Genomic DNA, 14,227 nt, shown 5'->3' with positions numbered 1-14,227 from the left:
GGGCTCCTGTGGGTGTTTTTACTAACAGGATAGCAGCTGTTGCCGATTCGGCCGGATTTCTATGGCGTTAGCCGCCGCGCAGTATCACCGACGCGTTGCGCCGCGGGCTGAATTGCCAGTACAGCGCCAGCAGCGTGGCGAAGCCTACGGCGCCGAGCAGCAGCCAGGGCAGCTCCGGCATGTTCATCATCCGCCCGGTATCGTACATCCAACCGCCGCCGGTATATCCCAACGCACCGCCCAACGCCAGCCCGAGGCGGCTGAAGCCCATGTAGCTGCCGCGCGCCCGCGGATCGGCCAGCGACGCGCTGAGCGTTTCGCGCGCCGGCTCGGCGATGATCGAACCCAGATAGAAACAGCAGATCAGCGTGAACACGCCTTGCAGGCTGCTGGCAAGGCCGATCGGCAGCAGGCTGAGCGTCATCAGCAGCAGGCCCGCCATCAGGCGTTGTTCAAGCCGAAAATGTTTTTCACCCCAACGCGCCAGCGGATAGAGCAGCGACAGCGACAGCGCCGCTTCGATCGCGTACATCCATTTCACCGCCGCCGGTGAGCCGGCAATTTCATTGACCACGATCGGCAGCATCAGCATCACCTGTACCGCCAGCATATAGTAGCCGGTCAGCGTCAGGACATAGGTGAGGAAGCGGCGATCGCGCACGACCCGCAACATGCCTTCTTTCATCGGCACGCGCACGGTGGAGATGCGATAAGCCGGCAGTAACCAGGCGTTCCAGCCGGCGGCCAGCACGAAGATCGCCGCCCCGACCCAGCAGACAAAGTGGAAATCGTATTGCAGCAGCCAACTGCCGATCAGCGCGCCGACTACCGCGCCGGCGCTGTCCTGCATTATCAACAGCGAGAAAAAGCGGCCGCGTTCGTGCGGACGGGTCAGTTTGATCACCAAAGCGGTACGCGGCGGATCGAACAGCGTGCCGCCGAGGGCCGACAGCGCGCAGGAGAACCACAGGATCCACGGCGCATCGGCCATCGCCATGGTGGCGAAACCGGCGGCGCGCAGCAGCATGCCGGTGACGATCATCGGCTTGGCGCCAAAGCGATCGGCGACCGCGCCGCCAAAGATGCCGAGCCCTTGTTGCAGCAACTGACGCAAACCCAGCGCGATGCCGACGATCAGCGCCGCCCATCCCAGCTGATCGACGAAGCGGATCGAAATAAGCGGGAACACGACAAAGAAGCCTAAAACCACCAGCAGGTTGTCGAGCAACAGAAAATATTTACCCAAGCTGCGCGCTTGCGACACCAGAGACATGCATCACCATGAGCAATTAAGAGAGAGGGGGAAGGCAACCCCACCATTCTCTACCCAATTGGCGGACGGCGACAGGGGCGGAGTAGATAATATTTTTTTATCGTCAAGGTGTTACCTGAACTGCAAAATTGGCGGAAAAACGCCGTAAAACGCGTATTCGGCGATTTACTGAGCGGCCGGTATTTTACCTCGGGGGCGGCCTACGGTTATATTGAATGCAAGGGAGCGCGGTTCTGAGGCGCTATTGGCAACATAAAGTCATGGCCTCAGATTGGCGTCGGATAATTATCCACGAGGCTTCCTAATAAATACTTCTTATCGAACCGTTTTGACCGCGGGGGAAATGATGTTCGGCTACCGCTCTGCATCGCCAAAAGTACGTCTTACTACCGACCGGATGGTGGTCCGTTTAGTGCATGAACGGGACGCCTATCGTCTGGCGGACTATTATGCCGAGAACCGGACCTTTCTCAAACCCTGGGAGCCGGTGCGCGATGAAAGCCATTGTTATCCGTCCGGCTGGCAGGCGCGCCTGGGGATGATCGCTGAAATGCAAAAGCAGGGCAGCGCCTACTATTTTATCCTGCTCGATCCGGAAGAGCAGGAAGTCCGCGGCGTGGCGAACTTCAGCAACGTGTTGCGCGGTTCGTTTCACGCCTGCTTCCTCGGTTATTCGCTGGGGGAGAAATGGCAGGGGCAGGGGTTGATGTTCGAAGCCTTGCAGTCCGCCATCCGCTATATGCTGCGCCAACAGCGCATGCACCGCATCATGGCCAACTATATGCCGCATAACCAGCGCAGCGGCGCATTGCTGACGCGTCTGGGATTCGAACGCGAAGGTTACGCCAAAGATTACCTGCTGATCGACGGCAAGTGGCAAGACCACGTTTTGACGGCATACACCAATAAAGAGTGGCTACCCCCACGTTGAGGCCAAACGATGAAATATGAATTGAACGCCAAAGAGGCCCGGGTCATCGGCTGCCTGTTGGAAAAACAGGTGACGACGCCGGACCAATACCCGCTTTCGCTTAACGCCATTACCCTGGCCTGTAACCAAAAGACCAACCGCGAGCCGGTGATGGATCTGAGCGAAAGCGAGGTGCAGCAACTCCTCGATCTGTTGCTGCGCAAACATTTCCTGCGCACCCTCAGCGGGTTCGGCAATCGGGTCGTGAAATACGAGCAGCGGTTTTGCAATTCCGAGTTTGGCCAGCTGAAGCTCTCTCCCGCCGAACTGGCGGTGATCGCCACCTTACTGCTGCGCGGCGCGCAAACGCCGGGCGAGCTGCGCACGCGCACCAACCGAATGCACGAGTTCAGCGATGTCAGCGAGGTCGAACAGGTGCTGCAGCAGTTGACCACGCGCGAAGACGGCCCGTTCGTGGTGCGCCTGGCGCGCGAGCCGGGCAAGCGCGAAAGCCGCTTCATGCATCTGTTCAGCGGGCCAATCGATGAGGCGCCGCCGGCGCTCGAGTCGGAGATCGACGGTGAATTGAGCGCCAGGGTCAGCGCGTTGGAAAACGACGTGGCGGAGCTGAAACGGCAGGTGCAGCAACTGTTGGCGAGGGAAACGCATGACTAAATTGCGCGTGGGCGTGGTGGGGCTGGGCAGCATCGCGCAGAAGGCCTACCTGCCGATCCTCAGTCAGGCGGCGGACTGGACGCTGGTGGGCGGCTTCTCGCCTAATCAACAGAAAGCGCAGCCGCTGTGCGACAGCTACCGCATGGCCTGTTTCCCTCGGCTGGACAGCTTGGCCGAACAGTGCGATGCGGTCTTTGTCCACAGCAGCACCGCCAGCCATTTTTCGGTCATTGGCGAGCTGCTTAACCGTGGCGTACATGTTTACGTCGATAAGCCGCTGGCGGAAACGCTGGAGCAGGGCGAGCAGTTGCTTGAGCTGGCCGAGCGGCGGGGCAAAACGCTGATGGTGGGGTTCAACCGCCGTTTCGCGCCGCTTTACCGCCAACTCAAGCAGCAAATGAATCAGCCCGCCTCCATTCGCATGGATAAACATCGGGCGGACAGCGTCGGCCCTCACGATCTGCGTTTTACCCTGTTGGATGATTACCTGCACGTGGTGGACACCGCCCTGTGGCTGGCGGGCGGAGGCGAGCAACTGCTGAGCGGCAGCGTGCGCGCCAACGCTGCAGGCGAGATGCTGTACGCCGAGCACCACTTCGCCTGTGGCGATACGCTGGTGACGACCAGTATGCATCGCCGCGGCGGCAGCCAGCGCGAAAGCGTGCAGGCGGTGACAGACGGCGCGCGGTATCAGTTGACCGATATGCGCCACTGGCTGCGCGAAGATGCGCAGGGCGAGTTGGAACAGCCGGTGCCGGGTTGGCAAAGCACGCTGGTGCAACGCGGTTTCGACGGGGCTGTGCGGCATTTCCTCTGCGCCGTCGCCAATCAGAGCGCGCCGGAAACCGGCGGCGAGCAGGCGCTGGTTGCGCAGCGGGTGGTCGAGCGTTTGTTACGCGATAACTCTATGTAACATATGGCGGTAGCTATTCTTTTCCGGATGCGTAAACTGAGCCGATTGTTTCACTGACGCCTGCTGTTGCAGGCGTTGATATTTACGGTACCTATCAGACAACCACATGAACCTACTCAAATCATTGGCTGCCGTCAGCTCGATGACGATGTTTTCGCGGGTGTTGGGCTTTGCCCGCGATGCGATCGTCGCGCGCGTGTTCGGGGCCGGCATGGCAACGGACGCCTTCTTCGTGGCGTTCAAACTTCCTAACCTGCTGCGTCGTATCTTTGCCGAAGGCGCATTTTCGCAGGCTTTCGTGCCGATCCTGGCGGAATATAAGAGCCAGCAGGGCGAGGAAGCGACGCGCACCTTTATCGCCTATGTCTCCGGGCTGTTGACGTTGGTGCTGGCGGTGGTGACGGTGCTGGGGATGCTGGCCGCGCCCTGGGTGATCTATATCACTGCGCCGGGCTTTACCGATACGCCCGACAAGTTTGCGCTGACGTCGGCGCTGCTGCGCATTACCTTCCCCTATATTCTATTGATTTCGCTGGCCTCGCTGGTGGGGGCGATCCTCAATACCTGGAACCGTTTCTCGATCCCGGCCTTTGCGCCAACGCTGCTTAACGTCAGCATGATCGGCTTCGCGCTGTTCGCCGCGCCGTATTTCCACCCGCCGGTGCTGGCGCTGGCGTGGGCGGTGGTGGTCGGCGGCGTGCTGCAACTGGGCTATCAGCTGCCGCACCTGCGCAAGATCGGCATGCTGGTGCTGCCGCGCATCAAATTGGGCGACGCCGGGGTCTGGCGGGTGATGCGCCAGATGGGGCCGGCGATCCTTGGGGTGTCGGTCAGCCAAATCTCGCTGATCATCAACACGATCTTCGCATCGTTCCTGGTGTCCGGCTCGGTGTCCTGGATGTACTATGCCGACCGCCTGATGGAGTTTCCTTCCGGCGTGCTGGGCGTGGCATTGGGCACCATCCTGCTGCCGTCGCTGGCCAAAAGCTTCTCGAGCGGCAACCACGACGAGTACTCGCGCCTGATGGATTGGGGGCTGCGCCTGTGCTTTCTGCTGGCGCTGCCGAGCGCCATCGCGCTGGGTATTTTGGCCAAACCGTTGACCGTCTCGCTGTTCCAGTACGGCAAGTTCAGCGCCTTTGACGCGGCGATGACGCAACGCGCGCTGGTGGCTTACTCGGTGGGGCTGATGGGGCTGATCGTGGTTAAGGTGCTGGCGCCGGGCTTTTATTCGCGTCAGGACATCAAAACGCCGGTCAAGATCGCCATCATTACGCTGATCATGACGCAGGTGATGAACCTGGCGTTTATCGGTCCGCTGAAGCATGCCGGCCTGGCGCTGTCGATCGGTTTGGCGGCCTGCCTGAACGCCGCGCTGCTGTATTGGCAGCTGCGCAAGCAGAAAATCTTCCAGCCACAGCCGGGTTGGGCGCTGTTCCTCACCAAGCTGGTGATTGCCGTACTGGTGATGTCGGCCGTGCTGATTGGCTTGATGTGGCTGATGCCGGCCTGGGATCAGGGCAACATGCTGGAGCGTTTGCTGCGCTTGGCGGCGGTGGTGGTGGCTGGTGTGGTAGCCTACTTCGGCGTGCTGGCCGGGTTGGGTTTCCGCCCGCGTGATTTCGCGCGCCGGGTCGTCTGAGCCGAGTGAAAGCGTAAAAAAAAAAGGTCGCCACGGCGACCTTTTTGCTTTTCCGCGCGGCGCGGTTTACATGCGCTCGACGGTTTCGATGCCCAGCGTATCCAGGCCGGTTTTCAGCGTTTTGGCGGTCAGCAGCGCCAGCTTCAGGCGGCTCTGACGGGCTTCTTCGCTGTCGGCGTTGAGGATCTGGCAGTGCTCGTAGAAGCCGGAGAACAAGCCGGCCAGATCGTACAGGTAGCTGCACATGACGTGCGGCGTGCCTTCACGCGCGACGGCGGTGAGCACCTCTTCGAACTGCAGCAGGCGAGTGGCCAGCGCAATTTCACGCTCTTCGGTCAGGGTCAGCGGCAGCGTCAGGCTGCTTTCGTCGATCCCGGCGCGTTTGAATACCGATGCCACACGGGTATAGGCGTATTGCATGTAAGGCGCGGTATTGCCTTCGAAGGCCAGCATGTTATCCCAGTCGAAAACATAGTCGGTGGTGCGGCTTTTCGACAGATCGGCGTATTTCACCGCGCCGATACCGACCACGCGAGCGATGGTCTTCATTTCGTCTTCCGGCATGTCCGGGTTTTTGCCGGCGATCAACTGCTCGGCGCGTTCGATGGCTTCATCCAGCAGGTCGGAGAGCTTCACGGTGCCGCCTGAGCGGGTTTTGAACGGCTTGCCGTCTTTGCCCAGCATCATGCCGAACATGTGATGTTCCAGCGAGACGGACTCCGGCACATAACCGGCTTTGCGCACGATGGTCCAGGCCTGCATCAGGTGCTGATGCTGGCGGGAATCGATGTAATACAGCACGCGATTGGCGCCCAGGGTCTCGTAGCGATACTTGGCGCAGGCGATATCGGTGGTGGTATAGAGGTAGCCGCCATCCTTTTTCTGGATGATGACGCCCATCGGGTCGCCGTCCTTGTTCTGGTATTCGTCGAGGAACACCACGGTGGCGCCTTCGCTTTCCACCGCCAGCCCTTTGGCTTTCAGATCGGCGACGATGCCCGGCAGCATCGCGTTATACAGGCTTTCGCCCATCACGTCGTCTTCGGTCAGCGTGACGTTCAGGCGGTTATAGGTCAGCTGGTTTTGCGCCATGGTGATGTCGACCAGCTTGCGCCACATTTTCAGGCAGTATTGATCGCCGCCCTGCAGCTTCACGACGTAAGCGCGTGCGCGCTCGGCGAACTCGGCGTCTTCATCGTAATGCTTCTTGGCTTCGCGGTAGAACTGCTCGAGATCGGACAAGCCCATATCGCTGGCGTTTTCATTCTGCATTTTTTCCAGGTAGGCAATCAGCATACCGAACTGGGTGCCCCAGTCGCCGACGTGGTTGGCGCGGATCACTTTATGGCCCAGAAACTCCTGAGTACGCGCTGCGGCGTCGCCGATGATGGTGGAGCGCAGGTGGCCGACGTGCATTTCTTTCGCCACGTTCGGCGCGGAATAGTCGATAACGATGGTTTGCGGTTCAACCGGCGCAATGCCCAATTTCGGTGCGTTCAGCACCTGGTCGGCCTGGCGGGCGACCCAGTCGCTGTTCAGGAAGATATTGATAAAGCCGGGGCCGGCGATTTCCACTTTACTGGCGACGTCGCCGAGATCCAGCAGTTGCACCACTTTTTCCGCCAGCTGACGGGGCGGCATGCCCAGCTTTTTGGCGACTGACATCACGCCGTTGGCCTGGTAATCACCAAACTGCGCCTTGGCGGATGGGCGGACCTGCGCTTCGCAATCGGCTGGCGCGCCAGCGGCGATCAGCGCCTGGCTGACTTTATCTGAAAGAAGAACCTGAATATTCACCGGGTTACCTTAATGACGAACGAGGGGCCGAAACCAGCCCCCGAGGGATTCAACGGTGGTGGCCAACGGCGCGCGGGCGGCGGCGACCTCCACAAAACAGCCTGCAATTGTAACCGATCTGAGGGAGCCCGTCAGCAGTTGGCGCGACCGCAGCGATGAAACAGTTGCGGAGGCGCACGTTATTGCCGTGGGGATAAAAGATGGACAACCGAGAGAAGATATACGGTGGAAAAAATGAGGGGCTAGCGTTTTTTATTGCGGCGACCGGAATCCAGCGTATTGGTGCTGCGAGATTTAAAATGACGGTAGATGGCGTATACGGCGATAATTATCAACACCAAGGATATCGTCAGCAATAACATAATGATCATCTCTAATTTAAATTTCCCCCAAAGTAGCCGAGTTGAGTGAGTGAATCAATTGCCCGGCATTAAATTAAGATAATCCTTAGTTTTCCATCATTTTTTGCGCGGCATTCTCTTTGTTTACAATTGGTTAAACTTCATGTTTTGTGTGACTTATATAAGTGGGTGAGGTTTGATTAAGCGAAAAATATCAATCGATTTAGCCCGCAGGTGGCGGAGGGTTTTGTGCAAAATAACTTAAATCTTACTGTCATAAGGAAATGATATAATTTCCTGCGAAAAATCCTATTTTTTATTTAATTGCCGAATTAATAAGCTGCCATCTCAATAAGCGCTGGGTTTTTCGTCCCCCATCCAGAACCGAAAATTATGCTGTACTGCCGCTGAAAAATCTCGCCACTCTGGCGAGCGCCGTCGCCACCGTGTAAATTACGGCCTTTAACTTTGCGCTCGTTGTTTTGAGGTTTCTATGACCAATCCCTTGCAGGCCATTGCCGAGCTTGACGATCTGAGGCTCGACCTGCCGCGTTTCGAGCAGGCGTTGCAACAATTCGCCGCCAGATTGCAGCTTGACCTGTCCTCGTTTACCGCCGATCACATTTCCTTGCGCTGTCACCAGAACGCTACCGCCGAACGCTGGCGCCAGGGATTGATGCAATGCGGGACACTGTTGTCCGAATCGATGATCAACGGGCGGCCTATCTGTCTGTTTGATTTACAGCAGCCGCTGGCCGTGGGGCCGTGGCGGATAGATTGCGTCGAGCTGCCGTATCCCGGGGAGAAACGGTATCCGCATGAAGGGTGGGAACATGTCGAGCTAGTGCTGAGCGGCGATCCGCAGACGTTGCACGCCCGCGCGCTGAGCCATCTCGCTGATGAAGCGTTGCTGGCGCCGGGGATCAAACTGAAGCAAAGCTCGCCAAAAGGCGAGGGCGAGCGGTTGCCGAACCCGACGCTGGCCATCACCGATGGAACGGTCACGATCAAGTTTCATCCTTACTCCATTCGGGACATTGTCGCCAGCGAGCAAGACTAGTCGAACAGCGTGGCGCAGGCCCGCGCCATGCGATCGAGCGCTTCATCGAGCAGAGCCCGCCGGCAACCGAAGTTCAGTCGTACAAAGCGCCGATCGCCGAAATCCAAACCGGCGCTTAATCCAACGCCCGCGCGCTCGAAGAACTGATGCGGATTGTCCACCGGCAACGCACCGCAGTCGATCCAGGCCAAATAGGTGGCTTCAATCGGCAACAACTTCAATCCCGGCATGGCGTTGATGCGCTCTGTCACCCGATCGCGATTGGCGCGCAGATAAATCAACTGCTCGTCCAGCCAGGGTTGCCCGTATTGATAGGCCGCTTGGGCGGCGACCAGCGCCAGCAGATTGACCTCCGGCACGATGCCGCTGCGCGCGCGTTTCAGCTTTTGTCGCAGCGCCTCATTAGGGACGATCGCTATCGAGGCGCCCAGCCCGGCGAGATTAAACGCCTTTGACGGCGACATCAGCGTCACGCTGCGTTGGGCCGCGTCTTCGTTCAGGGTGGCGAAAGGAATATGCCGTGCGCCGGGTTCAAGCAGCAATTCGCAGTGGATTTCATCCGAACAGACGATTAAATCGTGCTCGCGGGCGAACTGATGGTGCCGCGACAGCTCTTCTCGACGATAAACGGTGCCACCGGGATTTTGCGGGTTGCACAGCAGCAGGAGCTTCTCATTGCCGCTGAGCTGCCCATGCAGCGCGGAAAAATCCAGCACCCAACGTTGGCCTGCTGCCGCCAGCGGTACCGAGAGGTGCTTGCGCCCGGCGAATTTGGCCGCTTTGCGAAATGGCGGATAAATGGGGCTGGGCGCGAGCGTGCTCTGATGTTCTTCGGTGAAGGCGCGCACGCACAGGTTCAGGCCGCACACCAGGCCGGGCAGGAAAAGGATCCATTCAGGCTTGATGTGCCAGCGGTAGCGCTCTACCATGCGGCGGGTAAAAACCTCAAGAAGATCGGGGGATGGGTGCGTGTAGCCGAACACGCCGTGCGCCACGCGCCGCTGCAAGGCGTCGATGACCGCCGGCGGGGAGGCGAAGTCGCTGTCGGCGACCCACAGCGGAATGATGTCGCGGTCGCGATATTTATCCCACTTAACGCTGTCACTGTGACTGCGGTCTACCCATTGATCAAAATTGAATGCCATAGTTACAACCCTGAGCCGGTTTATGCCTAAGCATGAGCCTACGTGAGAAATGAAGAAATGAACAATTGCCGCCGTATGTTGGCCGTTATCTGGGGGTGACAATGATAAAACTGGAAGTTTGTTGCTTTAGCGTCGACTGCGCGCTAACGGCCGAACGGGCGGGCGCCGATCGTATCGAGTTATGCGCCAGCCAGAGCGAGGGCGGATTGACGCCGAGTTATGGCACGCTGCGTTTGGCGCGGGAACGGGTTTCGATTCCGGTTCATCCGATCGTACGCCCTCGCGGTGGCGATTTCTGTTATGGCGCGGTGGATTTCGAGGTGATCAAGCAGGATATCCGCCAGATCCGTGAGTTGGGATTCCCCGGCGTGGTCGTCGGCATGCTGGACGAAGAAGGGCATATCGATCTGCCGCGCATGCGCGAGGTAATGGCGTTGTGCGAGGGGATGGCCGTCACGTTCCATCGCGCATTCGACATGTGCCAAAACCCGATGGTGGCGCTGGAGCAACTGACCGACCTGGGCGTGGCGCGCATTCTGACTTCCGGTCAACAGCAGAGCGCCGAACTGGGCCTGCCGCTGTTGCGTGATTTGCGTCAGGCCAGCCAGGGCCCGGTGATCATGGCGGGCGCCGGCGTGCGTCTGAGCAATTTGCACAAGTTTGTCGATATCGGCCTGCATGAATTGCACAGCTCTTCCGGCCATCTGGTGCCATCGACCATGCGTTATCGCAAGGCGGGGGTCACCATGTGTTCCGATAACGAGTTTGACGAATTTAGCCATTATTGCGTGGATGGCGAAATGGTGGAGGCGATGAAAAACGCGCTGGCCTTGGTTGACCCCTTGGCGCAAAGCGCATAAACACGCAGCTAACCGCGTTTGAAAACCGGTTTCCGGGCCGTAAGACCCCTTTGCGTGTCACTGAGCCTTCGGCGATCACGCAAGTACCAGGCCCCGGCGTTTTGCCGGGGCTTTTTTATGCCGCGAGAGACTATTGCAACGTGTCAGGCGAGAAGTCAAAGATTTCACCCGGGCTAATGCCGCAGGCTAAAATGCGCACTGTATTATTGCCGTTACCGGGATTGATCAGGATATCGTGGATGGTGCGGTTATTATTCATGACAAACCGCGCATAATAGAGGTTCCCGATGCGCATCCAGGGGATGGCATTATTGCTCTCGATCGTGTCAGTGTAGTCATCGTTGAATGAACGGGCCCAGATACCGGTCGAGGCTTGTGCGGTAGATTGTTCACCGATATAGGATGCGATGGCCCAGAATGTCCTTAATCCCATGCTCCGATGGATGCGCTGGCCCAAACCTTTATAAGCCGGGTTGTCGCCATTGGCCGTCAGGGTATTGCTATCCGCCGTCAGATTTCCATCAATAAACCAGCCTACAGGCTGTTTGTCAGCACCGATGGCGATCATATTGCTGTTCGTCAAACAATTTAGCGGAGCCGCATGTAGCTGATAGCTGCGTTGCGCAATGCTCAGTGTGCCTCTAAGAATGTTGTAACCCGCTTCATTGTTCAGACTGCCGTTCGTCCACATTGGCATGACGGTGTTGCTGAATGAAAGTTGATACCCGCCGTTCGCTTCGAAGCGAATGGCCTGAGGGGAGAGTGAACCCTTCGGTCCATTAGCGGTAGCGAAGTTAACATTGCTGATTTGCACTGGGGTGATATTTGATTGGCCAGTAGACTTTCTTAATACCAGGAACCCTCCAACGATATCACCATAGTCATTAATATAAGAACCGTTGGAGATTTGAATATTGGCGGAGGAATCCGAGTCGATATCAATTCCGGTACCATTTCTGTCTGCCATGAAATTGCTCAGGCTAAGGCCGCCTAAATAGGAGGTTCCTTGTGTTGTAGTTTTGATAAAGATCTTTTTGCCATAAGAGAACACATTCACCATAAACGTATTGTCGTGGCGATCGAGATTGAAAGCACAAGAACCGGCTACGGCGATAGAGGCAGTCACCGCGTTTTCTGTCGGGCGCACGACGTTGGCATTGACGTGAACATTGGTAAATCTGTTGATGTCCCTGCTTTCATAAACCCTGTAGTCGCAGCGTACTGCCCAACCGTAGATATTCTCAAAGCTGTTGGCTTCTCCACGAGCTTCAACAAAATCATAGGCGCCTACATAACGGCAGTTGGCGACTGACAGAGCGCCGGTTGCGGTAATGGTGGCTCCGTATGGAACAAACGCCTCCGGCTGGGTGGCAGTATATTTCTGATCTGGATAGAGGAACGACCAACCATCAAAGACAACGTTCTTATCGCAGGCGAAACAAACCGTACCTGCCGGCTTTTTGATGATGAAAGCACTATCGTCAGCAAGGCCTGCCCGATTAGGGCCATTGTTTGTAAGACTTGCAGGGCCTTGAGCAATACCGCGGCGGGATCCTCTGACTGTGACGCCATTTGCGACGTTGATAGGTTGAGTGCTGGTCAGCAGATATTGAGCATTTTCCGAAGCATAGACCACTTTGTTTTTTAAACTCGCGGCATAGTTTAATGTCGCGCTGATTGCCGCGTCAGAGGCGAAAGTGCCACTGGGATCGGCGCCGAAGTGATCGAAGGTAAGCTTAGTGTCCAGTCGTTTCCAGCGGGCTCCGTCTGCAGTAACCACTACGGTACCGTTATTGTCCGTACTGGTTGTATCCGTTTTCGCATAATAGAATTCGCCGCCGCCGGCGAAACGTCCGGCGGAGTGAGAAACTAAAAAGACAATCTGATCGTCTGTCGCGGGTGTCAGATTACGCAATTCACTGATGTTATTCACACTAATCATATTGCCCATGATATCTCTCCTGTTGATTGGCAACATGATTCTCAATCAGGGTGGACGTTTTAAAAAGCCGATGAGGTTTGTTGGGCGCTGATACAGTATGAAGGTCAGGCTGCGGTGTTCGGAGCATGGATTAGCTTGTTACTTTGTAAAGACACCGCGCCCGTTCCTGCGCTGTTTATCGGTCGGTCAGGCGCCATCTCTTCTCTTGCGCTCGTCATGCCCTGCTGATAAGTTTATGAGTTAAAATCCTTTAAATATCATAATATTAAATGATTTTTTTGGTATGTATTGGCGTGGTGAATGATTTGCGCTCTGCCGTTCATCACCGCGTCTGCATTTCTATACCTATTCACCGCCGGTTTTTATGGCCGGAACATCACAGCACCAATGAGGAGAGCCGTCGGCGCAGCCACAGAGCACGTCGACGGCGGACTTTACAAGGAGATAACGATAATGACCCGAACGGCACACTGTTTGACCGCTGCGCTTTTGCTGACCTTGGCCCTGACCGGCTGCCAGACCACCAAGCGGCCTGTTTCTACCTTAAGTAAGCCCCCCAGCGCAGAAGAAATTGCGGAGCAAGACAAACGGCAACGTGAGGCCGAACGCATGCAGCAGTGCCAGCGCGAGCTGGATGCCATGCGCGGCATGGATAACGAAAAATACCAAAAATTCAAACGCGAATTCGATGCTTTGATGGGCGGCGCCGCGCAGTATGCCGGGGTGCGTCAGCGGGTCAACACGGGGACGCAGGAAACCGTTGACGCCCTGTATCGTTATCGCACCAGCCGTCTGTGCGCAGACATCAGTTCTGCCATGATGACCGGTCTGGCTGAGCGTGGAGAGCGCACCCAATGACCCCGCGTGCGAGAAAGGCGTTACTGAGCCTGATGATACCGTTGGCGTTTGCGCCGGCGGTGGCCGCTGCGGATGACGATGTGCCGGCGTTATTGCAGTTTGCCGAGCGCTACCAGCGGCAGGATGCACCGGCCGCGGAGGCTGATGCCGCCGTCACGCAACCCCAGGCCCCCCAGAAGTCGGCATCCCGCCAGGTTCAAACGCGTGAGGCGACGGCGAAGAAGCAGCAGCTGGCGCAGTGGCAAAAGGCGCTGCGCGAGAAAGATGCCCGACTGGAGCAACAGCAGGCTTCCATTCAATCACTGCAGCAGGAGCTGACCGCGTTGCGCGTCGCGTCTTCCCTGGCGGCTGCCGATAAACCGGCTCCGGCGCCCGATCTGAGCGCGTTGAGCGACTTTGCCAGCGGCGTGCGACAGGCGCTGAACCTGACGCCGCAGGAGCGTAAGGCTCAGGCGCAAATCGCCGAGGCGCAAGCGGCGTTAGCGCGGCAAAAGCAGCAAACCGAGGAGCGGGATCGACGCATCGCATCGCTGGAGCAACGGTTGGCGGCGTTGCCAAAACAGTCTGATAACGCGCAGCAACAGGTTTGGCAGGAGAAACTGGCGGCGGCGCAAGCTGCCAACGATAAAGCGCGCCAGCGTTATGAACAGGACCGAAAAGCGGCCGCCGCTGAACTGGAACAGCAGAAGGCCGAAGCCGCCAAGGCGCTAGGGGCACTGCAACAGCAGCTGACGCAGTTGCAAAAAGAGCAGGAAAGCCAACGCCAGCAGGGTGGGCAGCAAGAGAAAAACCTGAAGGCGGCGCTGGAGCA

12 protein-coding genes and 1 pseudogene are annotated in these 14,227 nt (G+C 57.7%); 9 read left to right on the top strand and 4 right to left on the bottom strand.

Going from position 1 to position 14,227, the window contains the following annotated elements; translation table 11 throughout:
* Positions 1-67: 67 nt before the first annotated feature.
* Positions 68-1,273 carry a multidrug efflux MFS transporter MdtH gene (mdtH, locus tag HWW83_RS03425; protein WP_176588988.1) on the bottom strand — a complete coding sequence of 402 codons (1,206 nt, stop codon included), beginning with the start codon at positions 1,271-1,273 and terminating at the stop codon, positions 68-70.
* 346 nt (positions 1,274-1,619) lie between these two features.
* Between mdtH and rimJ the strand changes: the two genes are divergently transcribed.
* The 4 genes from rimJ (at position 1,620) to murJ (ending at position 5,413) form a co-directional block, all read left to right on the top strand.
* Entirely contained in the window at positions 1,620-2,204 is a 585-nt protein-coding gene (rimJ, locus tag HWW83_RS03420; protein WP_033644290.1) for a ribosomal protein S5-alanine N-acetyltransferase, read from the top strand.
* 9 nt (positions 2,205-2,213) lie between these two features.
* Positions 2,214-2,858 carry a YceH family protein gene (locus HWW83_RS03415; protein ID WP_042784746.1) on the top strand — a complete coding sequence of 215 codons (645 nt, stop codon included), beginning with the start codon at positions 2,214-2,216 and terminating at the stop codon, positions 2,856-2,858.
* A complete protein-coding gene (locus HWW83_RS03410) occupies positions 2,851-3,771 on the top strand; it encodes a Gfo/Idh/MocA family protein (protein ID WP_033643368.1) in 921 nt (306 codons plus the stop codon). Before HWW83_RS03415 ends, HWW83_RS03410 begins: the two co-directional genes overlap by 8 nt.
* A 106-nt stretch (positions 3,772-3,877) precedes the next feature.
* Complete coding sequence (gene murJ / locus HWW83_RS03405; RefSeq protein WP_033643367.1) at positions 3,878-5,413, top strand: murein biosynthesis integral membrane protein MurJ; 1,536 nt, start codon at positions 3,878-3,880, stop codon at positions 5,411-5,413.
* Between the two features lie 66 nt (positions 5,414-5,479).
* Here murJ and argS read toward each other — a convergent pair whose 3' ends face one another.
* Positions 5,480-7,210 (bottom strand): arginine--tRNA ligase, encoded by a 1,731-nt coding sequence (gene argS, locus HWW83_RS03400; RefSeq protein WP_033650942.1) that lies wholly within the window; start codon positions 7,208-7,210, stop codon positions 5,480-5,482.
* Positions 7,211-7,410: 200 nt separating this feature from the next.
* Between argS and HWW83_RS03395 the strand changes: the two genes are divergently transcribed.
* Positions 7,411-7,569, top strand: coding sequence for a hypothetical protein (locus HWW83_RS03395; protein ID WP_154219869.1), 159 nt, complete (start codon positions 7,411-7,413; stop codon positions 7,567-7,569).
* Positions 7,570-8,044: 475 nt separating this feature from the next.
* On the top strand, positions 8,045-8,611 hold the full coding sequence (locus HWW83_RS03390; RefSeq protein WP_164057242.1) for a VOC family protein: 567 nt from the start codon (positions 8,045-8,047) through the stop codon (positions 8,609-8,611).
* Here HWW83_RS03390 and HWW83_RS03385 read toward each other — a convergent pair.
* Entirely contained in the window at positions 8,608-9,756 is a 1,149-nt protein-coding gene (locus tag HWW83_RS03385; protein WP_101452904.1) for a MalY/PatB family protein, read from the bottom strand. The genes HWW83_RS03390 and HWW83_RS03385 overlap by 4 nt on opposite strands.
* Before the next feature lie 101 nt (positions 9,757-9,857).
* On the opposite strand from HWW83_RS03385, the gene cutC reads away from it, so the two are divergent.
* Positions 9,858-10,616 (top strand): copper homeostasis protein CutC, encoded by a 759-nt coding sequence (cutC, locus tag HWW83_RS03380; RefSeq protein WP_060660624.1) that lies wholly within the window; start codon positions 9,858-9,860, stop codon positions 10,614-10,616.
* Positions 10,617-10,746: 130 nt separating this feature from the next.
* On the opposite strand, the gene HWW83_RS03375 is transcribed toward cutC, so the two are convergent.
* Positions 10,747-12,567 (bottom strand): putative phage tail protein, encoded by a 1,821-nt coding sequence (locus tag HWW83_RS03375; protein WP_176588987.1) that lies wholly within the window; start codon positions 12,565-12,567, stop codon positions 10,747-10,749.
* A gap of 444 nt (positions 12,568-13,011) precedes the next feature.
* On the opposite strand from HWW83_RS03375, the gene HWW83_RS03370 reads away from it, so the two are divergent.
* Together HWW83_RS03370 and HWW83_RS03365 are read left to right on the top strand one after the other, a co-directional pair.
* Positions 13,012-13,416, top strand: a complete 405-nt coding sequence (locus HWW83_RS03370) for a YuaE family lipoprotein (RefSeq protein ID WP_033643360.1) — start codon at positions 13,012-13,014, stop codon at positions 13,414-13,416.
* Positions 13,413-14,227: pseudogene (locus HWW83_RS03365) on the top strand (FKBP-type peptidyl-prolyl cis-trans isomerase N-terminal domain-containing protein); the annotation flags it as partial. The gene HWW83_RS03370 and the pseudogene HWW83_RS03365, both read left to right, overlap by 4 nt.

Origin of the sequence: Serratia ureilytica (assembly GCF_013375155.1) — a bacterium.
Taxonomy (GTDB): Bacteria; Pseudomonadota; Gammaproteobacteria; order Enterobacterales; family Enterobacteriaceae; genus Serratia; species Serratia ureilytica.
This window is presented reverse-complemented; position numbering and strand designations above follow the sequence as displayed.

Excerpts from the sequence above, each read along its gene's own strand:
- HWW83_RS03385 (WP_101452904.1), bottom strand. The coding sequence starts at position 9,756 with ATGGCATTCAATTTTGATCAATGGGTAGACCGCAGTCACAGTGACAGC.
- murJ (WP_033643367.1), top strand. The coding sequence starts at position 3,878 with ATGAACCTACTCAAATCATTGGCTGCCGTCAGCTCGATGACGATGTTT.
- HWW83_RS03390 (WP_164057242.1), top strand. The coding sequence starts at position 8,045 with ATGACCAATCCCTTGCAGGCCATTGCCGAGCTTGACGATCTGAGGCTC.
- mdtH (WP_176588988.1), bottom strand. The coding sequence starts at position 1,273 with ATGTCTCTGGTGTCGCAAGCGCGCAGCTTGGGTAAATATTTTCTGTTG.
- HWW83_RS03415 (WP_042784746.1), top strand. The coding sequence starts at position 2,214 with ATGAAATATGAATTGAACGCCAAAGAGGCCCGGGTCATCGGCTGCCTG.
- HWW83_RS03410 (WP_033643368.1), top strand. The coding sequence starts at position 2,851 with ATGACTAAATTGCGCGTGGGCGTGGTGGGGCTGGGCAGCATCGCGCAG.
- HWW83_RS03370 (WP_033643360.1), top strand. The coding sequence starts at position 13,012 with ATGACCCGAACGGCACACTGTTTGACCGCTGCGCTTTTGCTGACCTTG.
- cutC (WP_060660624.1), top strand. The coding sequence starts at position 9,858 with ATGATAAAACTGGAAGTTTGTTGCTTTAGCGTCGACTGCGCGCTAACG.
- rimJ (WP_033644290.1), top strand. The coding sequence starts at position 1,620 with ATGTTCGGCTACCGCTCTGCATCGCCAAAAGTACGTCTTACTACCGAC.
- HWW83_RS03375 (WP_176588987.1), bottom strand. The coding sequence starts at position 12,567 with ATGGGCAATATGATTAGTGTGAATAACATCAGTGAATTGCGTAATCTG.
- HWW83_RS03395 (WP_154219869.1), top strand. The coding sequence starts at position 7,411 with ATGGACAACCGAGAGAAGATATACGGTGGAAAAAATGAGGGGCTAGCG.